The organism is Neoalteromonas arenosi, from assembly GCF_030362855.1.
Lineage (GTDB): Bacteria > Pseudomonadota > Gammaproteobacteria > Enterobacterales > Alteromonadaceae > Alteromonas_E > Alteromonas_E arenosi.
Map to the genome: position 1 here is coordinate 15,823 of NZ_JAUCBP010000001.1, position 24,861 is coordinate 40,683.

Below are 24,861 nucleotides of genomic sequence, written 5' to 3' on the forward strand. Positions count from 1 at the left end.
CTCGGTTGAAGAGGCTCTTGAACAATGCAGCAAGATACACATTGGCGATACTAATCGCAATTGAAAAGCCGGTAGTTTTGTGTCACAACTGGGCTGATTGAGTTAAACATAGGCCAATATATCGATGATCTCCATATACAGTTTCCCGGGCACTCGAGGCGTTCGAGTTACATGGGCCGCAGAGGAATTGGGCACAGCTTACGAATACAAAATTATCAATTTGTATCAAGGCGAACATAAGCAACCGGAATATTTAGCCATATCGCCGACGGCAAAAGTCCCTGTGATTAAAGACGGTAACACGGTAATAGCCGAGTCGGGAGCGATTTTGACCTACTTGGCTGATTGTGCTGGCAAATTGATCCCACCAACAGCGACTCCGGAGCGCGCATGTTACGAACAAATGATGTATTTCGTAATGACAGAGTTAGAGCAACCGCTATGGACCATGGGTAAGCACAAGTTTGCGCTTCCCGAAGTTAAGCGCATTGCTGCCAACCTCGAATTGGGTGCTTGGGAATTCCAACAAGCGCTTGCGATCTTTGCCCAGCTACTTGGTGATCGTCAATATGTGTTAGGCGACGAGTTTTCTGTTGCCGATATCGCCGCAGGGCACACTTTATCTTGGGCGCAGGGTTTTAAACAGCCACTGACTCATGACAATGTAATTGCCTATGCTGATCGAGTACTGGCACGGCCAGCTTTGGCCAAAGCCCGCGAAGTTGAAGCACAAGCCAAGGCGTCGTTGGCTTAGCGAGTACCGAAAATTTTATCGCCTGCGTCACCCAAGCCTGGCAAAATATAGCCCTTGTCGTTGAGACAACGGTCGACGCCGGCGACATAGATATCTATCTCAGGATGTTTAGCAGCTACCGCGGCTATGCCCTCGGGTGCCGCAACTAAACACAACGCCATGATGTGTTTGCAGCCTTTTTGCTTGAGCAAATCAATGGTAGCAACCAAGGTGCCGCCAGTCGCAAGCATCGGGTCGATGATAAGAGCTGTGCGTTTATCAACATCTTTAACCACTTTGTCAAAATATGCGACAGGCTGTAAAGTCTCTTCATCGCGATACAAACCTACCACACTGATTTTAGCGTTAGGGATCAAGTTCATGACACCATCGAGCATCCCAAGGCCGGCACGCAGAATGGGCACAACCGTCATTTTTTTGCCTTTGATGCGTTGAACTTCAATCGGCTCTCCGGCCCACCCCTCAATCATGGTTGACTCTGTGGCCATAGCCCGGGTCGCTTCGTAGGTGAGAAGAGTACCCAGTTCATTGGTCAATTCGCGAAATTGCTTACTACTCACGCCTTCTTTGCGCATTAAACCTAGTTTGTGCTGAATGAGCGGATGTTGAATGTGTTGGACTGGCACGACGAACTCGCTGAAAAAATTGAAGTTTATTCAGTATAATTCGAGGCTTACAGATTAAAAGCCTTTATTGTACGCGATCCGACTTTTGCAGTTCGGCGATTTCACTGTCAAGCTGATAGCGCTTGTCAGTCACAATGGCTTCCAACACTTCCAAACGCTTTTTTATCGAAGCAATTTCGTTCTCGTAGTTGGCTTTCTCAGAAGTTGATAACTGGCCATTCAGCTTCAGCATATCCCTTTTATGACTGGTCCATATACCGACAAATGTAATCGGTAAAACAAACAAAAATAGAATGGTTAAGACGAAAATCATACCTTCATCCATAGCAGCGCTCCTTTTTACATTGCTGTAACGTTAGCCTACGCCGCTTTGCAGAAACTGCAAATTAGAGATGTAACAAAAACTATCAGGCATAAAAAACCCGACGTTTTGTGTCGGGTTTTTGTGGGTTATTTTAAGCTTAGCCTTTTTCGACCTGACTGAACTCCAAATCGACCGGAGTAGAGCGGCCGAAAATAAGGACCGATACTTTGACGCGGTTCTTTTCGTAATCGACTTCTTCGACCACACCATTGAAGTCGGCAAACGGCCCATCGGTAACGCGTACCACTTCGCCCGGCTCGAACAATGTCTTTGGTTTTGGCTTATCAACCGACTCTTCAAGGCGGTTGAGAATGTTGTCGGCTTCACGCTGTGTAATTGGCATTGGACGATCAGATGTGCCACCAATAAAGCCCAACACGCGAGGCACGCTTTTCACTAAGTGCCAAGACTTTTCGTTCATATCCATTTCAACTAGTACGTAACCTGGATAAAACTTACGCTCAGACTTGCGCTTTTGACCTGCACGCATTTCAACAACTTCTTCAGTGGGTACAAGGATCTGACCGAAGTAGTCTTCCATGCCGTGCATCTTGATATATTCTTCAAGTGTCTTTTTTACGCGCCCTTCATACTGTGAATAGGCCTGAACAACGTACCATCTTTTCTCTGACATGCTTATAGTCCTATTCCGGTGATGAAACCAACAACGCGAACAATGATGCCGTCAAGGCCCCATAAAAGTAGACCGACGATGACAGTTGCGACTAGCACGATCAAGGTCGTTTGCGTTGCCTCTTGACGCGAAGGCCAAACGACCTTACGCACTTCAATGCGCGATTCTTTTGCATAGTTCAAGAACGTGCTGCCTTTTACGGTAGATGCCGCAATAAATCCAGCAATAACCACACCAGCAACGGCTGCAAGCGCGCGATATAAGACCGACACGTCACCGTAAGCTGAGTTCCCTGCGATGATGCCGGCAAGAATTGCGAACACAACCAACCACTTGATTGTGTCTAATGCACCACCTGATGTATTTTCTACTTTCTCGCTCATTACCCAATTATCCTAAAACGTTGACAACAACTCCAAGTCGCCAACTAGCATTTATCAGTTTGGCAGGGGTGGAGGGACTCGAACCCCCAACCATCGGTTTTGGAGACCGCTGTTCTACCAATTCGAACTACACCCCTATCTATGGGGACTGCACGTGCAATCTCCAAGTAATAGTTACACTTACCTTGTGAAGTCTCTGGTTTAGGGAATCAGGGGCATCGCAAGGAAGGGACACGCATTATACTTATTCCCAAATGGGTTACAAGCAAGATTTCGATCCCTTTTTACTCCAAGCCAATGAATCCGCCTGTTTGATGAGCCCATAATTTGGCATAAATACCATTCTGCTCAAGCAGTTCCGCATGAGTCCCTGACTCAACAATTTGCCCTTTGTCCAAGACCAATAAACGATCCATTTGGGCAATAGTTGAAAGGCGGTGAGCAATGGCTAACACGGTTTTGTTTTCCATCATCTGATTAAGGCAGCCTTGAATCGCCACTTCAACCTCAGAATCCAATGCTGAAGTCGCTTCATCCAAAATTAAAATGGGTGCGTCCTTTAGCATCACCCGTGCAATAGCTATGCGCTGACGCTGACCACCCGAAAGCTTAACCCCGCGCTCACCGACGTGTGCATCATAGCCGCGACGGTTGCTGGCATCCGACAGTAATTGAATAAAGTCGTGCGCCTCAGCTTGTTGTGCAGCGTTGATCATAGCCTCTTCAGTTGCGTCCTCTCGGCCATAGACAATATTGTCGCGCACAGACCGATGCAGAAGTGATGTATCCTGAGTGACCATACTGATTTGCGCACGTAAGCTCTCTTGGCTGACTTGCTGTATATTTTGACCATCAATTTGTACGCTGCCACCTTGGATGTCATAAAAGCGCAGCAATAAATTGACCAGGGTAGATTTACCCGCACCACTGCGCCCCACAAGCCCAATTTTTTCTCCGGGTTTGATGGTCAAGTTGAGTTTTTCAAATACCGGGATTTTCGGCACATCGGGTTGCGCGGTGTCTTGATATGAAAAGTCCACATCTTTGAAAGTAATTCCGCCACCTCTAACAGCAAGCGGCTCCGCCTGCTTAACATCCGTGACACTTACCGGGCGCGACAGCGTATTAATCCCATCTTGCACGGTACCGATGTTTTCAAACAGCGATGACACCTCCCACATTATCCAATGTGAAATACCGTTTAGGCGCAAGCACAGCGCAATAGCAATAGCGATATCACCCGGTGTGGCGATTTGTTCCAACCATAAATAAACCGATAGTGCCCCCATCACAAATATCAACGAGCCATTAAGGAATTCGATACAGGCTTCTAATACCGTAACCAAACGCATCTGTGGATAAACAGTATGCAAAAAGCCGTGCATAGCTTCTTTGGCATAATCCGATTCCCGCTGACTATGGGAGAACAGTTTTACCGTCATCATATTGGTATAACTATCAACAATTCGACCGGTCATCATTGAACGGGCATCAGCTTGGCGCTCTGATATGGCTTTCAACTTCGGCACTAATACACGCAAAATTACGATATACACAACCAGCCACACCAGCAGCGGGATACTCAAGCGCCAATCCGTCGTGAATACCAGCGCAACTACGCTGAAAAAATACACAGCGACATAGACCATTAAGTCGAGTAATTTCATCACCGTCTCACGCACAGCCAACGCCGTTTGCATAACTTTAGTCGCTACTCGGCCAGCAAACTCATTTTGGAAAAAACTCAAACTTTGACCAATTAAATAGCGATGCGCCAACCAGCGGATCCGCATGGGATAGTTGCCCATTAGCGATTGATGCTTGAGCATTGAATGACAGAATATCAAGCCTGGGATCAACAATAGAACGACTACGCCATAGATGATAAGCGTATCGCCTTCCTCAGCCATGAATGTCTCTGGATCGCGCTGTGAAAACCAGTCGACTAGCTGCCCCATAAAACCGAATAGCGCAACTTCCAATACGGCAATCGCTGCGCTCAATACCGAAACCAGCAGAATAACTGGCCACATGCCTTGAGTGTAATAGCGGCAAAATGCCCAAATAGTCTTAGGCGGTTGAGCCGGAGCCTCTTTCGGAAACGCCTCGGTCAAACGTTCAAAAAACGAAAACATGATGTGTAAAACCTAAAAATTGAATTGTCGCCCGAGACTTCGTCTGCGATTTAGTCTGGGACTTCGTTGGTTTACCTTAATAACCTAGCTTTTCTAGCGCCGTTTTTACTGTAGCAATATGTTGCTCGCGCCATTGCTCAATGGGCGTACTGGCATCTTTTTGCGCTCGCGCGGTAGCTTTTTCTAGCGCTTGTTCAACGGTGTTTTGCGGGATCACTGCTATGCCTTCCTCGTCAGCGATAATATAGTCACCTTGCACAACTGTGACACCACCACAGACTATTGGCCCGCGCAGCGTTCCCAACTGCTTTTTTGCGCCTGGTTTTGGTATCACGCCACGGGCGAATACCGGAAACTGCATCTCACGAATTTCGGCTAGGTCGCGGACCCGCCCATCAATAACGCAACCAGCAATACCATTCTGTTGCGCAATCGCACACACATTCCCACCGGCTAAGGCAAACTTGGGATCGCCTTGCGCAACAATCACATCACCGGGTTGAGCTTCGTAAATTGCAGCATGAAACATCAAATGGTCACCGGGCGGACAAAACACGGTAAAAGCACGCCCAACGAGTTTTGGCGTGGGCAACCACAGTGACTGGATGGCGGGGTCGACAAACTGTTCGATCGACAACGCGTCGGCGAAATCACAGGGGGATAAGGATTTTATTTGTGCAACTAGGCTATCCATAACGGCTCACACTTAGCTGGTAAACTTAACAAATAACATAAATAACCAGTACCCGCATAGGCCAAACTGAACCAAAAAGAGTACGAAACGAATTTGAATAGCCAGATTACTGGTCGAAATCATATGCACAATTGATTGCGCTAACCGAGCTGCCAGCAAAACGTAAGCAAGGCCATCCGTGATTGCTGTGCTACTTGTCGCAATGGCTAACAATAATGTACCGCCAATAATCGCAAAGCTCTCACTACAGTTTGCCTGAGCCCGAGTGATCCTGTGGCCAACATCAGGCACATCAGAGCCATCTGCTGCGAATTTCAACGTCTTCATTTGCTTTGATAACACGGTTCGATACCCCGCGAGTACCAGTAATAGCAACATAGTCCAACCAATATAACCGATCAGCGTGATGTAAGTTGCAGACATAAATGTCTCCTTTTGCAGTTATTATTTTGCCGAAATGGTAGCGACTTTCTTTGCTCTTAAACGCTTGCCTTTAACGCGCCCATCGCGAAAGAATTGCAACGCCCGTTTTACACTGCGCAATTTAATCGCTACATGACTGTGCGTCGCCGTAATCTTTATCTTACCTATATCTTCGTTGGGTAAGCCAGCATCTTGTGTGAGACTGCCGAGAATATCGCCCGGACGCAATTTGTCGCGTTTGCCACCGCTTAATACCAGCATTGTGTAGCTAGGTAAGACGATGCGATTGCGATGAAAACGCAAATTTTGCGCGCCTTTTTTCGGCAGCGTTTGATTCATCACCTCTTCAATGCGCGCGATAAAGATTTCCTCGTCCGGCGCCATTAAGGTAATTGCCACGCCGGTATTCCCTGCTCGGCCAGTGCGGCCAATCCGATGAATATGCGTATCGGCATCTTCGCTAACTTGATAATTGATCACTAATGGCACGTCATCAATATCTAATCCGCGTGCTGCTACATCAGTTGCCACTAAGACGCGCGCGCAGTTAGCACTGAACATCGCTAGCATGTCGTTGCGCTCGCGCTGCTCTAAATCACCGTGAAGTGCAACCACTGCAAAGCCATCACTAGCGAGTGATTGCGCAACCTGCTGAGTCGCCTTTTTGGTGGTGCAAAAGACAATACAGCGCTCGGGCTGAATGTCAGTGATTAGGCCTTTCAGTGCATTCTCGCGCGTATGTGATTCAATCTTATAGACCTGTTGAGTAATATTTAGTGCAACCGTCTCATCAGCACCTTTTACCCTGCTAGGTGAGCGAGTCACATCGCTAACCACCTGCTCAACTGAGTCAGGGAACGTTGCCGAAAACAGTAAGGTTTGGGCCGCATCAGGCAAGCGTTCAAATACAGCATTTAATTCATCGGCAAATCCCATATCAAGCATGCGATCCGCTTCATCTAAAACAAAATGCATGACCTGACTTAAATCGAGTCGTCGTTTGAGCAGATGATCCATTACCCGACCGGGTGTACCGACAATAATATTTGCGCCGTGACTCAATGAAGCAATTTGCGGTGGCATGGGTGTACCACCGCACAACGTCAGTACTTTAACATTACTGATGTATTGTGCTGCGCTGCGGATTTGTTCGGCCACCTGTTCAGCTAGCTCGCGCGTAGGACATAACACTAAGGCTTTTGGTTTGCGCTCACTGGCATCAAGCTGATTTAGAATGGGCAGCGCAAATGCCAATGTTTTACCTGACCCTGTTTTCGCTTGAGCGACAACATCACCACCCGCTAACGCGACCGGAATTGCTGCAGCTTGGATTGGGGTTAATTGCGTGAAACCCAAAACGCTGAGTGCTTTTTGGGTTTCCGGACGCAAGTATTTACTAATGTCATTACTCATTGCAATGAGTCCTTACTGTCACTCCATAAGCGGATCACGCCTTCGTGTTCATGCATATTGAGTGCTGATTTTTGTCGATAATCCGCCAGCCAATAATCAACTAATCGCTGGTATTGAGCAGATGCTTTAAATGTTTTTGCAGCGTCTGTCAGGCGTTCGATTAAGGTATCTGTCGTACCTTGCTTTGATATTGCCAAATAGGTAGTTCCCAATTGGTAGGTAAATGACTTCACAACACCCGAGCAATCGAGTTCCGAGGAACTACAAAGTACCTCGATACCGCCATCGGAAAGAAACAAATAGTCGCCGTCCCTATCGATAAACCGTTGCATAACATCTGCCCAGCTCTCGCCCGCCACTAACGTATGACCGGCTTGCTCTATCAAATCTGCTCGAAAATCGCCTTTGAGAGTAACGATCTTTGATTTATCTGGAAGCTCACTGAGATTACTCGCTTCAGTCTGAACATCCCCATGCTGAAAAACCGAATACGCATTTTGCGTAATCGGGGTCAACCAATGGAAGTTGTCTTCGCGTTCAGCCGTGCGCGCTAGGGAAAACACTAAAACGTCCGATTTCATTTCACTCTCGACCAATATCCGCTGCCAAGGAGCACTCAATATTTCAGTTTGCATGCCCGCTTCAAGTAAAATTGAACGAACTAACTCCACCGCATATCCGGTCAGTTGGCCACGTTCATCGCGCACACTGAACAAGGGCTCTAAATTTGTGATCACCCACAACGGGTTACTCGCACGCAATGCCGTACCTATTTTACCTAAAACAACAACACCTTCCGTCACTTGGACTTCAGATGAAATCAGCTGTAATTGGGGAACCCAACGATTTGCTACTCGCAAAAAATCTCGACTTTTAACAAACTCAGCAGCAGCTTTGGACAAACGATTTGCAACGTCGCGATTGCTATCGGTTTTCAGCATTGCCATATAGCTAATCAGTACATCGTGGGTATAAATCTTTTCCAGCGCTGAGCAATCAAAATTATTATTCTTGCAGGTAATGGCAATGCCAAGGTCAGAAAAGAAAATCGCATCAACGCGATCTTTAAGCACTGCACCGAGAGCCTGCTCCCAAGTGTTAAACTCAGCAAGATTGACCATTTCATTGCCACTGAGTAGTTCCGAACGGTAGTCTCCACGCAAAACCGCAACTGATATCGGTTGAGTCAGTTCATCAAAACTGATAATTGTGCGACGCTGCTTCGAGTACAGGCCAATTACATTAGCAGTCATCGGTGCTAACCAATAGAACTTGTCTTCGCGCTCTGGTGTGCGTCCCACGCCCGTCGCGACCGCTAGCTCACCTTCTTCCATGCGGCGCATCAAGCGCGCAAAGGGCAATGGTGTTATATCGGGCTGAAAACCGGCAATCGCCAACACCTCGCGGGCATACTCAACCGAATAGCCCGTCATTCGGCCATTGTCTCGCTCTTCACTGAATACCGGTAAAGGGCTGGTTAGCACAGGTAAGACTGCTTGTTCTTGCGCTGCTGCACTGAGATGCAGCAACCCATAGATACTGAGTCCGAACCACACCCACCGACGAAATACTCTCAACCTACACTACCTTTATTTTGCTAGTCGCCAATTAACCTGGCTGCCTGCCATGAAAGGCACGATTGAATCACCCGTTGGCAATGCAATTACTTCTGGAATGCGCCACGGTTCGCGCTTCAATGTGATGTGACCAGTGTTGCGCGGCAAACCGTAAAAATCAGGGCCGTGGAAACTCGCGAAGCCTTCGAACTTGTCTAAAGCGTCAAGTTCCTCGAATACTTGGGCGTACAATTCAATCGCGCTCCAAGCACTGTAACAACCAGCACAGCCGCATGCTGACTCCTTCTTATGCTTTTCATGAGGCGCTGAATCTGTACCTAAGAAGAATTTGGAGGACCCCGATTGCACTACCTTACGCAAGGCCTGCTGATGGGTATTGCGCTTTAACACAGGCAGGCAATAGTTGTGCGGGCGTACACCACCGACTAATAAATCGTTGCGATTAAGCATCAAATGCTGGGGAGTTATTGTGGCTGCCACGTTGTCTGAACTAGCCAATACAAAATCCGCCGCATCTGCTGTGGTGATATGTTCAAATACCACTTTGAGCTCTGGAAAGTCGCTGACGATATTATTCAAATGACGGTCAATGAACTCTTTCTCGCGGTCAAAAATATCGATGTGGTTATCCGTCACTTCACCGTGGATCAATAACAACATGCCTTCTTTTTGCATGGCTTCGAATACTGGATAAAGTGACTGAATACCTTTAACAGCGGCATCGGAGTTAGTAGTAGCGCCCGCTGGATACAGTTTACTAGCGACTATACCCGCCGCTCTAGCTGAGCGAATATCGTCAGCTGTGGTATCGTTGGTTAAGTAGAGCGTTACCAAAGGTTCGAAATCAGTAAACTCACCGCGAGCGGCCATAATGCGCTCTTTATACGCCATCGCCATTTGGGTATTAACGACTGGAGGCACTAAATTAGGCATGGCTATAGCACGACGAAAACAGCGTGCTGTAGCAGGAACTGTCTCCTGTAGCATCGCATCGTCACGAAAATGTAAATGCCAATCATCAGGCGTGGTAATGGTTATTGACTGGGTCATAAACGTTAGATCTTCCAAGCTGTGTCATTGCGCATATTATGCCTTAAAGGCAATGTCGAAGCAGCAAATCTTCGCCCGGAGCGGAAATTTTCGCTGACGTAAGAAATTAAATCTGCTCTACTAAGGTCGATTTAGCCAGTAGTCAAAACTCTAAACCGTGCATGCAGAAACGAATTAGTCTTCACAACCTCATTGAGCCAAACCGCCTTAACTTCTTCGTCAAAGGGCTTGTCAGCGCGATTGATATTGTACTTGGCATTCGCAAAATGAACCGGCTTTATCAACAGCACAAAATGCAAGGACTGACAAAAGAAGCCTTCGCTGATCGCCTGCTCGAAATCTTAAATATTCGCATTGAGGGCGAAGATGAGCTGCTGGCTAAAATTCCCCGCCAAGGACCTGTCGTCATTGCCAGTAATCATCCTTTTGGAGGTATAGAAGGTGTAATTTTAGCGCGAGTAGTCAGCAAAGTCCGACCGGACCTCAAGGTGCTGGCCAATCAAGGGTTGCGCATTTTCAGCGAACTCCAAGATTATTTTATTTTTACCAACCCGCTATCTGAGAAAGACCCGCGCAATGCGCCTTCGTTACGTCATTGCTTAGGTCACGTCAAAGCAGGTAGTGCCCTTTTGATGTTTCCTGCGGGACGCGTGAGTTATTACCGCAAAGACAAACAACGCATCGCAGAACACGAGTGGAATCGCATTGTTGCGCGCCTGTGCAAGACGGAAGGTTGCCACTATTTACCGGTATTTGTTAGCGGTACTAATAGCAAATGGTTTTATCGATTAGGACGCGTTTATTATCGCTTGCGCATGTTAATGCTCGCGCGCGAGTTGCTGAATAAGCAAAATGCGATAGTAAGACTGGATGCTGGTTATCCAGTGCCCGGCAAGTTGATTGAGTCACCTGCGCAATGCCGCATTTTGAGCTACGCACAAAGCCAAGCATGGCAGGAAAGATGGCCACCTGACACGGTGACCGAAATGAAGCCATTGGCTGCACCTGTTGCTCCAGCACTTGTCACAGCAGAGCTTAATGCACTGCCTGCTGAGCAACACCTGTTGGCGCATAAGCAATACGATATCTATTTCGGCTTCCAAGCGCAGATGCCGAATGTGGTTATGGAAATAGCGCGTCTGCGCGAGTTAGTATTTCGCGAACACAACGAAGGTAGCGGCGAGCCAATTGATACCGACGGCTTTGATGCAACCTACACGCATTTGCTCGTATTTGATCGTGAAAATAATGAAATTGTCGGTGCCTACAGGATGGGACAAACTGATAGGTTAATCGCTGAGTCGGGAATCGATGGGCTATACTTGCACCGGATGTTTGACTTTAAACCGGGGTTTATTAATCGCACAGAACCCTGTTTAGAGATGGGGCGCTCGTTTTTGGTGCCCCGGATGCAGCGCTCGCACGTCGGCTTGTTTTTGCTATGGCGCGGCATCGGTGCTTTTGTGTGTAAACATCCTCAATACCGAACGTTATACGGTACCGTATCGATCAGTAAACTTTACGATCCGCGCAGCGTGCAGTTAATCCAACAGGCGTATGTGACCCCCACCGAGCACGTGACCGCGCGTTTGCCCTTTACCAAGCTGCCACACCCTGAAATCACTGATTTTGCCGACGGGATGAAACTACAGCCGCAGATTAAAGCGCTTTTGGCAAGCCTTGAGCACGACAGTAAAGATATTCCAATTCTGATGAAGCAATATCACAAACTCGGCGCAAAGTTTCACTGTTTGGGCATTGACGGAAGCTTTAACCACACGCCAGGTCTGCTGTTAAGCGTCGATTTGCCTGCCGCGCCTGAAAAGCTTTTAAAGCTATATCTCAGTGACGGCGCTGCAGACTACTTAGCTTACTCGTCGCGACCACTTAAATAAGTGATAGTTGCGGGTGCGTAACCAAAGAACTCTGGCACTGATGCCCCCTGAAGTGAGCGGATAATGCCGATTAAGGAAAAGTGATGGATGGCATGGCTAGAAGCAAAGACGATTTCTCTGGCGAGTGTGGAACTGCAGTCTACACTCATCGTTTGCGATATAGACACTTCACTGTGCACCTCTACCGGTTTGGCCAAATCTGCCTCTGTTAGCGTGGCAAGCCACTTTTGAATAGCCGCAATAGTGTCACGCGCGGCACCAACAGAAACTTCAATATTGGCTTCGCGATTGCGCTGATTATAGTCAACCACACCGCTGGCAAATCCTTGCTCTAATGCCAAATAATGATCGATAACGTGACGCAGATGTTGACCGATGGAACCCGAGAGATGTGGGCGAATAACGTCACAAAACTCTTCGTTGGTCATTGGTTCGAGTAACTCGACCGCTTGTTGCAATACATCGATCTGGCATTGAAGCATAAAAAAGGCTTTCCTTTAGCACCGGAGTGGCGGACAAATTTTCACCACATGAATTAGACTATCAGAAATTGTTGACCAGCCAAACCTAAGTTTTATTTCGTTTTCTTGGCACAATTTAGCATTAGCGTTCTTGGGTGTGTTCGACCCAAATGAATTTCTCGGTGTCGTAGCCACTCTGTTGCGCAAAGTCGAGTAACGCATCCAAGGTCTGTTGGGGCACATTGGGCTGACGGGCTAGGATCCACAAGTAATCGCGGTCTGGTCCAGTAACTAAAGAGTATTGATAATCTTCATCATCAAGCGCAATAACTACATAGCTGGCATAGAAAGGGCCAAAAAATGATACTTTCAAATGCCCTGTAGTCGGTTCATTCACGAAATATGCCTTACCTTCAGCTTGTTCCCACTCTTGCTCTGCGGTGTTATAACCGCGGTTGAGTACCGCAATACCGCCATCCTCTCGCAGCGCGTAAGTTGCAGTAACATTGTTTAAACCGCGCTCAAAGCTGTGATCAAATCGTGCGATTTCATACCAAGTCCCTAAATATTTTTGCACATCGAAGTTAGTCACTGGATCTAAGCCTTCGGGTACACTGGTGCACCCTTGCAGAACCATCGCTGCAAAAGCAATCCCAAGGTAACGCAACTTTATCGTTACTTTCCGTGCAATCATCAGAATATCCTCATTATTGGCGGTAAAATGTGTCAAGCTAAACTACAAACGTATTCATTACGCATCAACTGTCAAATTTGATTAAGCTCAGCATATGCAAAAAAACAACATACCATTAACATCTCAATACTCGCAGGCCAGCCAACTCGTCTATGGTTGCATGGGCTTGGGTGGTAGCTGGAATGCCAATCCAATCAGCGCAGCAGATATTGCTCAAGCGCAAGACGTAACAGAAACCGCGTTAGAATGCGGTATCACGGTGTTTGATCACGCTGATATCTATACCTTAAACAAAGCCGAACAAGTGTTTGGTGAAGTGCTAAAAAATCAACCGCAGCTGCGCGAGCGCATGGTTATCCAGTCGAAATGTGCGATTCGTTTTGCCGATGAATATGGCCCTAAGCGTTATGATTTTTCTGCCGCTTGGATTGGAGAGTCGGTAGAAAATATTCTTCGGCGTTTGCATATCGAACAACTGGACATTCTATTACTTCATCGTCCCGACCCATTGATGGAATTAGACGAGACCTCAACAGTTTTAAATCAACTAACAGCCAGCGGTAAAGTAGCGGAAATTGGCGTATCTAACATGCACAGTGGTCAAATAGCACTACTACAAAGTCAACTGGATAAACCCATAGTAGCTAATCAGATTGAAATGAGTTTAGTGCAATTTGATTGGCTTGAAGAAGGTATGACAACAGGCAGTTCGTTAGCACGGGAAAATAGCTTCGATAGTCATTTGCTTAGCTATTGCCAGTTAAACAATGTTCAACTTCAGGCATGGGGTAGCCTTGCGCAGGGCAAGGTTACCGACCTTAGCCGCGCGCAGACGCCACAAGAACAACGTATTGCTGCTGCGGTTGCAGCTATGGCAGCGGAATATCAAACGTCTGCGGAAGCGATTGCTTTGGCGTGGTTAATGCGCCTTCCTATGGGTATTCAACCCATTATTGGTACGACCAACCCCGACAGAATTCGCGCATGTGCGCAAGCCTCTTCATTAACTTTAAGCCGCGAGCATTGGTATACATTACTCGAAGCTGCACGTGGCGCTGATGTGCCCTAATCAAATACACAGGAACTTGTTATGCGATTTGTTCGTTCTTCTCTCACTCTAGCTCTATTAGCATCTCTTTCGCTAACTGGCTGCGCGCCGCAGCCAGAGTCTGCTGACACGAAGCAAACCAGTGCTCCAGCAGAAGTGGCTAAGGTCGTAGACCCAATTGTCTATGCCACTCACGAGCACGATGTACGAGATGACGTATTTTACTTTGTGCTGCCTGATCGCTTTAACAATGCTGATCCCGCCAATGACAATGGCTCAACAGAACTCGAAATTTCTCAAGGCGGTTTGGATGTAACCTCTAAGTGGGCGTTTCACGGTGGTGACATGCAAGGCATCGAAGAGAAGCTCGATTACTTGCAAAATCTCGGCGTTACGGCCATTTGGATGACGCCAATCTTGCGCAATCAAGCGATTCAAAACACCGGTTTTGCCCACCACGGCTACTGGATCCTGGATTTCACTCAAATTGACCCACACTTCGGTAGTAACGACGATTTACGTAGCCTAATTGATGCTGCGCATAAGCGCGGAATGAAAATCTTCTTTGATATCATCACCAATCACACAGCTGACGTAATTCGCTTCGAAGAATGCCACAATCCAGATGGCAGTTTTAAAGAGGGCTTAAATGGCTGTGAGTACAAAAGTACCGAACAGCTTGTAGCGGGTGATACCTACTCAACTTTTATCCCAGATGGTCTAGAAAACGTTAAAACCCCAGCGTGGTTGAATGACCCAAAGTACTATCACAATCAAGGCGACAGCTTTTGGCAAGGTGAAAGTGCTCTAAACGGCGATTTTGTGGGCCTCGATGATTTGCGCACCTCTGACCCATTTGTCGTGCAAGGTATGATTGATATTTACCGCGATATCATTACTGAATTCAAGCCTGACGGTTTTCGAATCGATACGGTAAAGCACGTTGATCTGTCGTTTTGGGAGGCTTTTTCACCTGCCATAGTGAAGCATGCAAAGTCATTAGGCATTGAACACTTCCACATCTTTGGTGAAGTCTATGACGGTAATCCTGCCGTATTAAGCCGCTATACAACCCTTGGTCAAATGCCCTCAGTATTAGATTTCGGTATCCAATATGCAACGGCTGACTTTTTCTTCAAGGACCAAGCATCCGATAGTTTGGCTCGTCTGATTCAAAATGACGACTACTACAACGATGCCGACAGTGATCCAACCCTGTTAATGAACTTCCTCGGCAACCACGATATGGGTCGTGTAGGCATGTTTATTCAGCAAGCCCAGCCAGAGGCGAGTGAGTCTGAACAACTGGCGAGAAATGTATTGGCTCACAGTTTTATGTACTTATCGCGTGGGATCCCCGTTATTTACTATGGCGACGAGCAGGGCTTTACGGGTGACGCAGGTGATGTTGACGCGCGCGAAAATATGTTTGCTTCGCAGGTGGCAAGCTATAACGACAATGACTTGATCGGTACTGACGCCACCACTGCAGATAACAACTTCGATCGCCAGCACCCTTTGTATATGAGTTTTGCCGAGTTAAGTAAGTTGCGACTGGAACACCCCACGTTGCGTTACGGCTTCCAACAATTACGCAACGCAGAGTCGATGACGACTGAGATTAGCAACGATCGAGTACTGGCGTTTTCTCGGGTTAACCCAGCAGATATGCAGGAATACTTGGCCGTGTTCAACCCAAATGACACTGCGGTAACCGTAGCGGTGCAATCCTATGGCACCTATCAACCAGTTTTTGCCGCAAGCGGGTTTGCTCAAACAGCCGATACAGTTACATTGGATATTGCGCCATTCGGCTATGCGTTGTATCGCACTGAAGCCCCAATCCTTGCTGCGCAGCCAACGGCCATAGCCCTCGCGTCTCAGTACGCCGACAATCAACGGATTAAGTTTGTATACGATGTTAAGTTGGCCCAGATGGCAGATTTACCCGCTTTAAAAGTATCGACGTATCTTGTCGATGAACGCGGCAATAAGTCGCTGGCAGCAGAAGATTACACATCGACTTATCAAGCTATTGTTCCACCGCGTTTATTGCTTAACACAGCAGCGCTGGAAGTAGTTGTTGAGAGCCCGTCAGGCACTCTGTTAACCGAACAGTTCGAGTTTGACCGCACGCTTCTCGATGCCATTGAAGTAGAGTAACTATAATGCTTGCTGGTATTCATCATGTGGCAATCATTGCGAGTGACTACCAGCGCTCCAAACGTTTCTATACCCATGTGCTTGGCTGTCAGATTGTCGATGAAAACTATCGGCCCGAGCGTGATTCCTACAAGCTTGATTTGGCTATCCCCGGCGGTGGTCAAATCGAATTGTTTTCGTTTCCGGATGCGCCCGAGAGGCCATCGCGGCCTGAAGCACAAGGCTTACGGCACTTATCGTTCAAAGTTGAAAACCTCGAAACCGCAATTTCGCAGCTCAAAAGCCATCATATTGAAGTCGAGCCTATTCGCATAGATCCCTACACCCAGTGCCGCTTTACTTTCTTTCAAGACCCCGACGGTTTGCCGCTTGAGCTTTATGAAATAGGCAAATCCGACACCTCCGCATAGAGCATCACCTAAAATTCACCAAACTTTAGCTAATCATTCAGCAGTTAAATAGCAGCCCACCCAAAGTTGACTATAATTTAACCAATCTAGGGGATTTTTAACACAAGCATTCATGGAGAAGCTTATGCAAATGAAACACGATCCAAGGCCAGCGGAGTATCTGTGCCCAGATTGCGGGCACATAAATATAGTGTCTTCACATTTACTGCGCGATAAATACTGCGAGCACGAAACCCACTGTGCACGCTGTAATCACTTACTTGAGATTGTGGTCACCGATGGGTTAGGTGATTCAATGAATATTATTGCCAGTAGTCTCAACTACGAGGATCCCGCTGCGTAAGTTCGCCTTATTTATTCGACTAAGGCTAACACTCTGCGCTTGGCTTCGTACAAGCGCTCTGTGTCTGGCAAATAAGCGAGCTCTGAGGCTTTCCGCAGGGCTTTATCCGCTTGCTCGATATCTTGTGTTAAGTAATAGCTTTGCGCCAAGGCGAAGTATGCCTCATGCATGTAGGGCGCTCGCTCTAAGGTTTTTTCTAACATGGTCCGCGCAAGGAAGTGTTTGTTTTCGCGAATGGCGCGGTGGGCATTGTCTAGCCATTGATATGGGTTGTCATCGTTTGAATAACGCATTTGCTTTTTAATCATTTCTGACTTTTCTAGCTCTCCATTATCAGACAGTAGCTGGGCATAATTGCCAATCAAATTAAGCGATGCTTCGGTTTGTTCGATGCCGTAGCTGTACAACGCTAGTGCACGGTCTGTTAATCCCATATTACGTAAAACAACCGCCATGGTATTGATATTTTCTGGATCATCTGGCGCTTGCTCAATGGCCATTCGCATTGCTGCGTAAGCAAACTCAAACTGCCCCAAAATAATCGCATCGCTGGCTAGATTCCGATAATACATGGCAAAAAACTCACCGTCAGTGAGCATGTCGCCTTTGATATTGCTGCGTTGTGGATAATAATCGATGATTAAACGTGACCTTATTACCGTTATCTCATTTGGATTGTCCTCAGCCTCTGCGTACAAATGAGTGCGCACATGCGTCGAAAGGGTCATTACGTTATTAAAGCGTTGATAAATTGGCGCGACATTCACGCGTTGGTAGTCCACCTCAAGACCGGCAAGTTGGGCTAATGCCGATGTCAAAATAGCCAACGACATGCAATTGCCTTTTTTCTCTCGAAATGCCGTTTCAGCATTTAGTGTTTCGCCGAGATAATCAAAATCAACATATAAATTATCGATGTAACGATACAGTCTTCGGTGCTTAGCTATGTTGGCGCGGACGGGGGCATTGAAAAAGTCTAGGAATTGCTGCTTTTGATTATTGGTTAGGGCTAAGATCTGCGAAGGACTTTGCAGGGTATATTCATTGCTCTGCAACTCCAGTGCGATTAATTGTGTCAGCTCATTATTGACTAACGGCGCTTGGTTATCGACTTGCTTCGCCGTTGACTGACAACCTACAACGAGTAAACACCCCAAACCCAACAATACCGATCGCAACTGCATAAACTTCCTTGGCAATAAAAAACCCTTTGAGCAGCTTACGCACAAAGGGTTTATCTTGCAATCTTGGACAAGCTGATTTAGCGGAAGAATTCGTCGCGTAATGTCTTATCAGTCAAGAACTTGCCACCTAAAGAACTGGTTTTTGTGTATGAGTTACTGTCGCGAATACCACGAGCTTTTACGCAATAATGAGTCGCATTAATCGTAACCGCCACATCATCTGTGCCCGTCAATGCTTGCAGAGCTACCATGACTTGTTGAGTAAGTCGCTCTTGCACTTGCGGACGCTGCGCAAAAAAACCGACTAAACGGTTGATTTTAGATAAGCCAATCACAGTGTCCTTAGGAATATAAGCAACCGTGGCTGTACCGTCGATCGTTACAAAGTGATGTTCGCAAGTACTTGTAACGCTGATGTCACTCACCTGGACTGGCTGGTCAATCTGCATTTTGTTTTCGATCTGGGTGATCTTAGGAAACTTGCGATAATCTAAGCCCGCGAAAATTTCATCCACATACATTTTAGCGATTCGCTTTGGCGTGTCGCACAAACTGTCGTCGGTTAAATCCAGACCAAGGGTCTCCATAACCGTTCGCATTGCATCTTGAATCGCTTCGCGTTTCTGTTCATCAGTTAACCGATTTGCCGTCATCGGCGTTTCCAATCCTTTGGCTTCGAGTGCCTTTCTGACTAGCGAGGCTTCTCGGGATATTCTTGGCTCCAATGCATCACGCACGACCACTGCTTCGTTTGTTAACATAGTGTTTTCCAATACTTAAGTTGACCTCTTATACGCACTCAAATACCAATAAGGTTTAGTTGACCGGTAAAAAAACCAATGTCACCCTTTTAAACGTAGAACGATTATTACGAGTTAATCGCACTAACGGTTTTCACTCAAATAAGGATACCCATTTGCAATCACCTATTTTAATTACCGGCGGCGCACAACGCCTTGGCCTGGCAATCGCAGAACACTTACTCGAGCAACATCATTCGGTGATTATAACATACCGCAGCCAAAAGCCAGCAATAGAAAGCTTAGTCGCAAAAGGTGCTGTTGCAATTCATGCCGATTTTGCCACACAAGAGGGTATTGACGCTGCAATTCAAGCCATACAAGTGAGCACCACTAGTTTGCGCGCGATTATCCATAACGCTTCCGACTGGGATAGCGAAAAAAGTAACGAGAACTATGGACAACTGATGCATAAGATGATGCAAGTCCATGCTTCAGCCCCTTACCAACTTAACTTACAGTTGGCCGCTTTACTCGCCGCATGTGAAGGTGTGACAGATATAATCCACATGACGGATTACGTGCAGGGTAAAGGCAGTGACAAGCACATTGCTTATGCTGCGAGTAAAGCGGCTTTGCATAATCTGACACTATCATTTGCGAAAAAACTCGCCCCCGATGTCAAGGTCAACAGTATTGCCCCGGCACTGGTCATGTTTAACGACCATGATTCTGCTGAATATCGCGCTCAAGCACTGAAAAAGTCAGTACTTGAGATTTGTCCAGGTCCACAGGAAGCCGTACATGCGGTGAACTACTTGCTTAACAGCCGTTTTGTCACTGGACAGACTTTACACCTTGATGGCGGACGGCATTTGAAATAATGTGCGCTATATTTTATTGACCAATCGCTACGTAAAAATATTGTGACGACTCGATTATTACCTGAATGGCACCCCGCTGAAGCCATCGTGCTGGCTTGGCCTGCCGCCCATACGGATTGGGCGCCATGGCTTGATGATGCACAAAACACCTATGTTAATCTCATCACCGCTATTAATAACGCGGGGGCCGGTGTATTGCTGCTATGCCGCCATCAAGATATCAGCGCTGTAAAGCAGCGGATACCAGCCGACGCGAGAGTTCTTCTGATACCAGCTCAATACAACGATACTTGGGCGCGAGATTATGCATTTTTGACCTGTTCTGACGGCCAGAAACATTACCCTGTGGAATTTGTTTTTAATGGCTGGGGACAAAAATTCGATGCCAGCTTGGATAATCAGGTTAATCAAACCTACTTAGCCAACTTGTGCCGCGAGAAACTGACCAGCATTGATTGTGTGTGCGAAGGCGGAGCACTCGAAATTGACGCTGCCGGGCACTTACTCTCTACAACGTTATGTTTGACTAACCCACTGCGCAATGGCGAACTATCTAAAGCTGATTATGCGACTTTGTTTATCGATAGCCTTGGCGTGAGTAAAACCACGCTGTTGGATGAAGGCCATCTAGAAGGTGACGATACTGATGGGCACATTGATACCCTAGCGCGTTTTACGCCCACTAACGGATTGGTTGTACAGTCTGCATACAATCGCCCAGAAGACAGTCACTTTGCAGGCTTGTCAGCATTAGTTGAAGAGTGTCGCAAGTGTTTACCAGAGCATGAAATATTTGAACTACCGTTACCGGCTATGTTCAACACAGACCAAGAGCGACTGCCCGCTTCATATGCCAATTTCTTAATTTGTAATGATACCGTGTTGTGCCCTGTTTATGGCCAGCCGGAAGACGATATTGCTATTGCTATCATTACCAGTGCTTATCCACGCTATCAGATTGTTGCTGTAGATTGTGCGGTATTAGTTCAGCAGTTTGGTAGCTTGCATTGTGTTACTATGCAAATCCCCAAAGGCACCTTACGAGATGCTGTGATCGACCAACTTAATCGCGGAGTTTCAGAATATGCAAGATAAACCCAATCAATTAAAAGTGGGTCTTGTGCAACAGGCAGTGAGCTCAAACAACAAAGCCGAAAATTGGCAAAAAAGTGCGGACTTTGTGCGCCAATTGGCGGCCCAAGGCTGTGAATGCGTTCTACTGCAAGAACTGCATAGCACTCTGTATTTTTGTCAAAACGAAGATACTAATGCGTTTGATTTAGCTGAGACGATACCTGGGCCTGCAACGGAGTATTTTGGCCAGCTTGCTGCCGAACTCAACATTGTGCTGATTACTTCATTATTTGAAAAGCGCGCCTCTGGGCTTTATCACAACACCGCCGTGGTGTTCGATCGCAGCGCAGATATTGCCGGGCAGTATCGAAAAATGCATATCCCAGATGATCCAGGTTTTTATGAGAAGTTTTATTTTACCCCTGGCGATATGGGTTTTAACCCGATTGAAACTTCGGTAGGTAAGCTCGGCGTTTTGGTATGTTGGGATCAGTGGTATCCAGAGGCCGCCCGCCTGATGGCAATGGCTGGTGCCGACATTCTATTTTACCCAACGGCAATTGGGTGGGATTTACATGATGATAACGCTGAACAGCAACGCCAACACGATGCTTGGCATACCATTCAACGCGCTCATGCGGTGGCCAACTCAGTGCCCGTAATCGTAGCTAATCGCACCGGTTACGAAGCTTCACCAGATGCCTCCGAAAGTGATGACAAACACGGCATTCAGTTTTGGGGACAAAGCTTTATCGCTGGGCCACAGGGTGAAGTTTTGGCTCATGCTGAGGTCGATAAAGAGCAAACGTTAATGGTCGCATTAGATATGTCGCGCACTGAGTCGGTAAAGCGTATTTGGCCGTACTTTAGAGACCGCCGTATCGATGCTTACGACGAACTGACTAAACGCTGGCGCAGCTAATTATATAGCGCGCCACAACCTGTTTGCCGGCGTTTACCAGTGAGTCTAACTGGCCGCCGCAGGCCTCAATCATCGCCTTTGAAGCAGCGTTATCGTTGTAGCAATGCACGCTAACCTTTTGCAAGCCTTGCTCTGCCGCTATACCTAATAAAGCGGTAAGCAACATTTTACTGCAGCCTCGCCCTCGCGCTGACGGTCTTACACCTATGCCAATATGTCCGCCAATATTAGCTATCTCCGGGCTTAACTGAGGACGTAAATTAGCTACTGCGAGTAACTCATCGTCTTCAACTAACCAATAAGTTTGATTAGCAACTGCGCCCTCGGGTACATCAATACCCTCTGCCAAATCTTCAAGCCGAGTTAACAACTGAGTGAATGGCTGATGAGCAAAATCCATCACAAAAGGATAGCGCTCTTCAGTGCCTAATTCTTCGATATAGGCACAGTAGCTGCTCTCATATTGGGCGCTGGGGGTAATTACTTTGCGGTCAATCATCAGAGCTGTTTACTCAACTTTTCAATTGTGTTTCAGGTATCTAAAGACTCAACGTTATCACGATGCATTCACACAAACGACACAGATAGACTAAAATTGATATCGAAGGTCAAGGCTGACAACAAAAGCGTTATTGCCGTGTCGGAAATTTCAATTTGCTGAATAAGTCCCGAAAGCCCGCTATAAACCATCAGTTTATTCAACAAGCTAATGTCGAAATTCGCGAATGGCTTGCGGCGATCAAATAACATACAATTTTACAAGGAAAGCTTAATCCCTTCAGTGGAGATAACGAGTGAAAATCAAATTTACGCTTTGCGGTTTCTGGCTGATTTACTTAGGGTTAGGCTCATTTGTGTACGCCAGTGAGCGCTACACTATCGCTGTGTCAGAAATTGCGAATACACTGACTAAACCACCGGCACCTCCTGGTCGGTACAACCGCTTTTTGGCTACACTGGACAATATCGACTTGGTATTTATGCCGCCCGGCAGAGTAGAAGTTGAGTTTACCAAAGACTATCTGAACTGTATTTTCCCCGCCAGCACAGAAACGATGTCAAATAGGCATCAATTGTTAGAAAGCTATCCTCTCGAAGTGACTTACGCATATATTTTCACTCGCGATGAACAAACGTTTGCAGCGCTTAATGCTGGCTCAAATATCGCGATTCGCCGTGGTTTTACCTATGGGGGCGTTCGTCAAACACTGCCGGCAAGATATGTAGAGCTCGACGATGATGAGACCGTTTTGCAGTTTCTTCATTTAGGACGTGTCGATGCGATCATCAGTTATCTAGTCGATACTCAGGGTGCCGCAGAAAGTTTGCAACTGCCAGTACCGCACTTTCAACAAGACACACCGATTCACACCGCTCGTGAAACCTTTGTTTGTCAGAAGAGCACTCAAAACCAAGCATTTATCCGGCAAGTGAATGACTCCATCAAACAATGGCTGAAAAGCACTGACTAAAGAAATCGCTATCCGTTAAATTCAGTTGAATTCTGTATCACAGGTATGAAACCATCGAGGTTTTGAATCAGGGCTTTACCCAATATGGACTTTTCTGACGTTTTGCATTCTCGGCGTAGTATTCGCGCATTTGCCGATAAACCCGTACCACAAGCTATCATTGATAGTATTTTAACCGACGCAATAGAATCGCCGTCGAGCTCAAACACTCAGCCCTACAAAGTCGCCGTAGCTACAGGTAAAACCTGTCAACAACTGGGTCAGGAACTGTTAGAGAAATACCGTAAAATCAACGTTATTCAGCGCCAACCTTTGCCACTCAAGCTGTTTAATGCAGCCACGAGCAACGCTATGCCTGACGGTGACTACAAGCCGATTTTGGGTAAGTACCCAGGTATATTTCAAGACCGTCGCATGCACACAGGTAAAGGTTTGTACGAAATCATGGGGATCCAGCGTGGCGATAAGAAAGCGCGTGATGCAGCAATGGCTCGCAACTTCACCTTCTTTGATGCACCCGTTGCAATATTTGTTTTTATTCACCCCGGTATGAAATTTACCGCCTTAGTTGATGCCGGCATAATGATGCAGTCGCTTATGTTATCAGCAACTGACAAAGGCCTTGGCACATGCCCACAAGGCGCGTTGGGTATGTGGCGCTCACCACTTGAAAAACACTTTGATATTCCCAAGGGTTACAACTTGGTGTGTGGCCTAGCACTGGGCTACCCCAAAGAAGATGAAGAAGTCAATAGTTATCGCCCCAGAAAAATCTCCCTAGACGAGTTACTGATCCCAACCAAATAAGCGCGCTTAAAACGCAAATATTTTGCCTTGATAGAGCAGATGTTTGCGTGCAGTTTTGTGCTTGAATAGCGATGAAAATGCATCGTCTTCGATGCTTAAACCACCGGTATAAGCACCGAATGATGGCATCACTAACTGCTTGGTGTCATGCATAAAACAGCGGCCAGTCATTTGTTGACGGGCCACACGCTTGCGCATTTTGGGGTGGAAGTGCCCGTAAACCTGCGCTTGCATCTCGTCAATGCTTTCTGGCTCGTGCACAAATACGATATCGTCGATGACAAAACGCGCAGCTTGCTCACCGGGCAACTCATTGGGTAGCTCAGGATCGTGGTTACCGAGCACCCAAATCCACTGTGGCACTTGCTGAACCAGAGTGGTTAAGTCTTGTGCTGCTTGCTGAGGAAGTCGGTGCCAAGCGTTGCAGTCGTGGAAGCTATCCCCCAATGCAATAACGGTTTGGGGTTGATAGTCATCGATCAAGATAGCCAAGGCGTCTAAATTACACAGTGAGTCATATTGGGGCAGTAAACTTCCTTGCTGCGCGAAAAAGCTACCTTTTTCAAAGTGTAAGTCAGACACAACCATGAGTTTGTGCTTGGGCCAAAGTAGAGCGCCGCGCGCATCAAATATCCATTGATGTCCCGCAAATTCACTCAGTACTGCGGTTTTCACTTGGATCTTAGCAACTAATAAATCGGGCTTTATCAT

At 46.9% G+C, this 24,861-nt stretch carries 27 protein-coding genes and 1 tRNA gene; 11 read left to right on the top strand and 17 right to left on the bottom strand.

Annotated features, from left to right (window positions below):
• Window positions 1-124 precede the first annotated feature (124 nt).
• Window positions 125-754, top strand: a complete 630-nt coding sequence (locus QTP81_RS00060) for a glutathione S-transferase family protein (protein WP_289362877.1) — start codon at window positions 125-127, stop codon at window positions 752-754.
• On the opposite strand, the gene upp is transcribed toward QTP81_RS00060, so the two are convergent.
• From upp to pyrC, 11 genes are all read right to left on the bottom strand, one after another.
• Window positions 751-1,380, bottom strand: a complete 630-nt coding sequence (gene upp / locus QTP81_RS00065; RefSeq protein ID WP_289362879.1) for a uracil phosphoribosyltransferase — start codon at window positions 1,378-1,380, stop codon at window positions 751-753. The genes QTP81_RS00060 and upp overlap by 4 nt on opposite strands.
• 64 nt (window positions 1,381-1,444) lie before the next feature.
• A complete protein-coding gene (locus QTP81_RS00070) occupies window positions 1,445-1,705 on the bottom strand; it encodes a hypothetical protein (protein WP_289362881.1) in 261 nt (86 codons plus the stop codon).
• 136 nt (window positions 1,706-1,841) lie between these two features.
• On the bottom strand, window positions 1,842-2,378 hold the full coding sequence (gene nusG, locus QTP81_RS00075) for a transcription termination/antitermination protein NusG (protein ID WP_289362882.1): 537 nt from the start codon (window positions 2,376-2,378) through the stop codon (window positions 1,842-1,844).
• A gap of 2 nt (window positions 2,379-2,380) precedes the next feature.
• A complete protein-coding gene (secE, locus tag QTP81_RS00080; protein WP_289362883.1) occupies window positions 2,381-2,761 on the bottom strand; it encodes a preprotein translocase subunit SecE in 381 nt (126 codons plus the stop codon).
• Window positions 2,762-2,821: 60 nt separating this feature from the next.
• Window positions 2,822-2,898 (bottom strand) — tRNA-Trp (locus tag QTP81_RS00085).
• Between the two features lie 147 nt (window positions 2,899-3,045).
• Window positions 3,046-4,896: an ABC transporter ATP-binding protein gene (locus QTP81_RS00090; RefSeq protein ID WP_289362884.1), complete on the bottom strand. Its 1,851-nt coding sequence runs from the start codon at window positions 4,894-4,896 to the stop codon at window positions 3,046-3,048.
• Window positions 4,897-4,972: 76 nt separating this feature from the next.
• Entirely contained in the window at window positions 4,973-5,590 is a 618-nt protein-coding gene (locus tag QTP81_RS00095; protein ID WP_289362885.1) for an RraA family protein, read from the bottom strand.
• A gap of 12 nt (window positions 5,591-5,602) precedes the next feature.
• The gene (locus QTP81_RS00100) at window positions 5,603-6,013 is read right to left on the bottom strand and encodes an MAPEG family protein (protein ID WP_289362886.1); all 411 of its coding nucleotides are present in this window, start codon (window positions 6,011-6,013) and stop codon (window positions 5,603-5,605) included.
• 21 nt (window positions 6,014-6,034) lie between these two features.
• The gene (dbpA, locus tag QTP81_RS00105) at window positions 6,035-7,426 is read right to left on the bottom strand and encodes an ATP-dependent RNA helicase DbpA (protein ID WP_289362887.1); all 1,392 of its coding nucleotides are present in this window, start codon (window positions 7,424-7,426) and stop codon (window positions 6,035-6,037) included.
• Window positions 7,423-9,003 (bottom strand): substrate-binding periplasmic protein, encoded by a 1,581-nt coding sequence (locus tag QTP81_RS00110; protein ID WP_289362888.1) that lies wholly within the window; start codon window positions 9,001-9,003, stop codon window positions 7,423-7,425. Before QTP81_RS00110 ends, dbpA begins: the two co-directional genes overlap by 4 nt.
• A gap of 12 nt (window positions 9,004-9,015) precedes the next feature.
• Window positions 9,016-10,053 (bottom strand): dihydroorotase, encoded by a 1,038-nt coding sequence (gene pyrC, locus QTP81_RS00115; protein ID WP_289362889.1) that lies wholly within the window; start codon window positions 10,051-10,053, stop codon window positions 9,016-9,018.
• Between the two features lie 161 nt (window positions 10,054-10,214).
• On the opposite strand from pyrC, the gene QTP81_RS00120 reads away from it, so the two are divergent.
• The gene (locus QTP81_RS00120; protein ID WP_289362891.1) at window positions 10,215-11,948 is read left to right on the top strand and encodes a bifunctional lysophospholipid acyltransferase family protein/GNAT family N-acetyltransferase; all 1,734 of its coding nucleotides are present in this window, start codon (window positions 10,215-10,217) and stop codon (window positions 11,946-11,948) included.
• Here the strand turns inward: QTP81_RS00120 and QTP81_RS00125 are convergent.
• Both QTP81_RS00125 and QTP81_RS00130 read right to left on the bottom strand, forming a co-directional pair.
• Window positions 11,924-12,430 carry a DinB family protein gene (locus tag QTP81_RS00125; RefSeq protein ID WP_289362892.1) on the bottom strand — a complete coding sequence of 169 codons (507 nt, stop codon included), beginning with the start codon at window positions 12,428-12,430 and terminating at the stop codon, window positions 11,924-11,926. The genes QTP81_RS00120 and QTP81_RS00125 overlap by 25 nt on opposite strands.
• Window positions 12,431-12,551: 121 nt before the next feature.
• Window positions 12,552-13,103: a lipocalin family protein gene (locus QTP81_RS00130; RefSeq protein ID WP_289362893.1), complete on the bottom strand. Its 552-nt coding sequence runs from the start codon at window positions 13,101-13,103 to the stop codon at window positions 12,552-12,554.
• Window positions 13,104-13,197: 94 nt separating this feature from the next.
• Here QTP81_RS00130 and QTP81_RS00135 point away from each other — a divergent pair, with 94 nt between their 5' ends.
• From QTP81_RS00135 to QTP81_RS00150, 4 genes are all read left to right on the top strand, one after another.
• Window positions 13,198-14,172: an aldo/keto reductase gene (locus QTP81_RS00135; protein WP_289362895.1), complete on the top strand. Its 975-nt coding sequence runs from the start codon at window positions 13,198-13,200 to the stop codon at window positions 14,170-14,172.
• Window positions 14,173-14,193: 21 nt separating this feature from the next.
• Entirely contained in the window at window positions 14,194-16,314 is a 2,121-nt protein-coding gene (locus QTP81_RS00140; RefSeq protein ID WP_289362896.1) for an alpha-amylase family glycosyl hydrolase, read from the top strand.
• Between the two features lie 5 nt (window positions 16,315-16,319).
• Window positions 16,320-16,724: an SMU1112c/YaeR family gloxylase I-like metalloprotein gene (gene gloA2, locus QTP81_RS00145; RefSeq protein ID WP_289362897.1), complete on the top strand. Its 405-nt coding sequence runs from the start codon at window positions 16,320-16,322 to the stop codon at window positions 16,722-16,724.
• Window positions 16,725-16,848: 124 nt separating this feature from the next.
• Window positions 16,849-17,067, top strand: a complete 219-nt coding sequence (locus QTP81_RS00150) for a hypothetical protein (RefSeq protein WP_289362898.1) — start codon at window positions 16,849-16,851, stop codon at window positions 17,065-17,067.
• Between the two features lie 11 nt (window positions 17,068-17,078).
• Here the strand turns inward: QTP81_RS00150 and QTP81_RS00155 are convergent, their stop codons facing one another.
• Both QTP81_RS00155 and folE read right to left on the bottom strand, forming a co-directional pair.
• Window positions 17,079-18,251 (bottom strand): hypothetical protein, encoded by a 1,173-nt coding sequence (locus tag QTP81_RS00155; RefSeq protein WP_289362900.1) that lies wholly within the window; start codon window positions 18,249-18,251, stop codon window positions 17,079-17,081.
• A gap of 77 nt (window positions 18,252-18,328) precedes the next feature.
• Window positions 18,329-19,012, bottom strand: a complete 684-nt coding sequence (folE, locus tag QTP81_RS00160) for a GTP cyclohydrolase I FolE (RefSeq protein WP_289362901.1) — start codon at window positions 19,010-19,012, stop codon at window positions 18,329-18,331.
• A gap of 155 nt (window positions 19,013-19,167) precedes the next feature.
• On the opposite strand from folE, the gene folM reads away from it, so the two are divergent.
• The 3 genes from folM to QTP81_RS00175 are packed head-to-tail and all read left to right on the top strand — an operon-like array spanning window position 19,168 to window position 21,871.
• On the top strand, window positions 19,168-19,875 hold the full coding sequence (gene folM, locus QTP81_RS00165; protein WP_289362902.1) for a dihydromonapterin reductase: 708 nt from the start codon (window positions 19,168-19,170) through the stop codon (window positions 19,873-19,875).
• A 42-nt stretch (window positions 19,876-19,917) separates the two neighbouring features.
• Window positions 19,918-20,970 carry an agmatine deiminase family protein gene (locus QTP81_RS00170; protein ID WP_289362903.1) on the top strand — a complete coding sequence of 351 codons (1,053 nt, stop codon included), beginning with the start codon at window positions 19,918-19,920 and terminating at the stop codon, window positions 20,968-20,970.
• Window positions 20,960-21,871 (top strand): carbon-nitrogen hydrolase, encoded by a 912-nt coding sequence (locus QTP81_RS00175; RefSeq protein ID WP_289362904.1) that lies wholly within the window; start codon window positions 20,960-20,962, stop codon window positions 21,869-21,871. Before QTP81_RS00170 ends, QTP81_RS00175 begins: the two co-directional genes overlap by 11 nt.
• Here the strand turns inward: QTP81_RS00175 and QTP81_RS00180 are convergent.
• Complete coding sequence (locus tag QTP81_RS00180) at window positions 21,852-22,370, bottom strand: GNAT family N-acetyltransferase (RefSeq protein WP_289362905.1); 519 nt, start codon at window positions 22,368-22,370, stop codon at window positions 21,852-21,854. The two genes, QTP81_RS00175 and QTP81_RS00180, sit on opposite strands and share 20 nt — an antisense overlap.
• Before the next feature lie 295 nt (window positions 22,371-22,665).
• On the opposite strand from QTP81_RS00180, the gene QTP81_RS00185 reads away from it, so the two are divergent.
• The gene (locus tag QTP81_RS00185; RefSeq protein ID WP_289362908.1) at window positions 22,666-23,343 is read left to right on the top strand and encodes a type 2 periplasmic-binding domain-containing protein; all 678 of its coding nucleotides are present in this window, start codon (window positions 22,666-22,668) and stop codon (window positions 23,341-23,343) included.
• Window positions 23,344-23,427: 84 nt separating this feature from the next.
• Complete coding sequence (locus QTP81_RS00190; RefSeq protein ID WP_289362909.1) at window positions 23,428-24,150, top strand: nitroreductase; 723 nt, start codon at window positions 23,428-23,430, stop codon at window positions 24,148-24,150.
• A gap of 6 nt (window positions 24,151-24,156) precedes the next feature.
• Here QTP81_RS00190 and pdeM read toward each other — a convergent pair whose 3' ends face one another.
• The gene (pdeM, locus tag QTP81_RS00195; protein ID WP_289362910.1) at window positions 24,157-24,861 is read right to left on the bottom strand and encodes a ligase-associated DNA damage response endonuclease PdeM; all 705 of its coding nucleotides are present in this window, start codon (window positions 24,859-24,861) and stop codon (window positions 24,157-24,159) included.

Coding starts and splice junctions, on each gene's coding strand:
- QTP81_RS00120 (WP_289362891.1), top strand. CDS start 10,215: ATGCAGAAACGAATTAGTCTTCACAACCTCATTGAGCCAAACCGCCTT.
- QTP81_RS00060 (WP_289362877.1), top strand. CDS start 125: ATGATCTCCATATACAGTTTCCCGGGCACTCGAGGCGTTCGAGTTACA.
- QTP81_RS00125 (WP_289362892.1), bottom strand. CDS start 12,430: ATGCTTCAATGCCAGATCGATGTATTGCAACAAGCGGTCGAGTTACTC.
- QTP81_RS00155 (WP_289362900.1), bottom strand. CDS start 18,251: ATGCAGTTGCGATCGGTATTGTTGGGTTTGGGGTGTTTACTCGTTGTA.
- QTP81_RS00180 (WP_289362905.1), bottom strand. CDS start 22,370: ATGATTGACCGCAAAGTAATTACCCCCAGCGCCCAATATGAGAGCAGC.
- secE (WP_289362883.1), bottom strand. CDS start 2,761: ATGAGCGAGAAAGTAGAAAATACATCAGGTGGTGCATTAGACACAATC.
- QTP81_RS00070 (WP_289362881.1), bottom strand. CDS start 1,705: ATGGATGAAGGTATGATTTTCGTCTTAACCATTCTATTTTTGTTTGTT.
- QTP81_RS00095 (WP_289362885.1), bottom strand. CDS start 5,590: ATGGATAGCCTAGTTGCACAAATAAAATCCTTATCCCCCTGTGATTTC.
- folE (WP_289362901.1), bottom strand. CDS start 19,012: ATGTTAACAAACGAAGCAGTGGTCGTGCGTGATGCATTGGAGCCAAGA.
- gloA2 (WP_289362897.1), top strand. CDS start 16,320: ATGCTTGCTGGTATTCATCATGTGGCAATCATTGCGAGTGACTACCAG.
- QTP81_RS00100 (WP_289362886.1), bottom strand. CDS start 6,013: ATGTCTGCAACTTACATCACGCTGATCGGTTATATTGGTTGGACTATG.
- QTP81_RS00150 (WP_289362898.1), top strand. CDS start 16,849: ATGCAAATGAAACACGATCCAAGGCCAGCGGAGTATCTGTGCCCAGAT.
- QTP81_RS00130 (WP_289362893.1), bottom strand. CDS start 13,103: ATGATTGCACGGAAAGTAACGATAAAGTTGCGTTACCTTGGGATTGCT.
- pyrC (WP_289362889.1), bottom strand. CDS start 10,053: ATGACCCAGTCAATAACCATTACCACGCCTGATGATTGGCATTTACAT.
- QTP81_RS00090 (WP_289362884.1), bottom strand. CDS start 4,896: ATGTTTTCGTTTTTTGAACGTTTGACCGAGGCGTTTCCGAAAGAGGCT.
- dbpA (WP_289362887.1), bottom strand. CDS start 7,426: ATGAGTAATGACATTAGTAAATACTTGCGTCCGGAAACCCAAAAAGCA.
- QTP81_RS00135 (WP_289362895.1), top strand. CDS start 13,198: ATGCAAAAAAACAACATACCATTAACATCTCAATACTCGCAGGCCAGC.
- QTP81_RS00175 (WP_289362904.1), top strand. CDS start 20,960: ATGCAAGATAAACCCAATCAATTAAAAGTGGGTCTTGTGCAACAGGCA.
- nusG (WP_289362882.1), bottom strand. CDS start 2,378: ATGTCAGAGAAAAGATGGTACGTTGTTCAGGCCTATTCACAGTATGAA.
- QTP81_RS00140 (WP_289362896.1), top strand. CDS start 14,194: ATGCGATTTGTTCGTTCTTCTCTCACTCTAGCTCTATTAGCATCTCTT.
- QTP81_RS00190 (WP_289362909.1), top strand. CDS start 23,428: ATGGACTTTTCTGACGTTTTGCATTCTCGGCGTAGTATTCGCGCATTT.
- pdeM (WP_289362910.1), bottom strand. CDS start 24,861: ATGATAAAGCCCGATTTATTAGTTGCTAAGATCCAAGTGAAAACCGCA.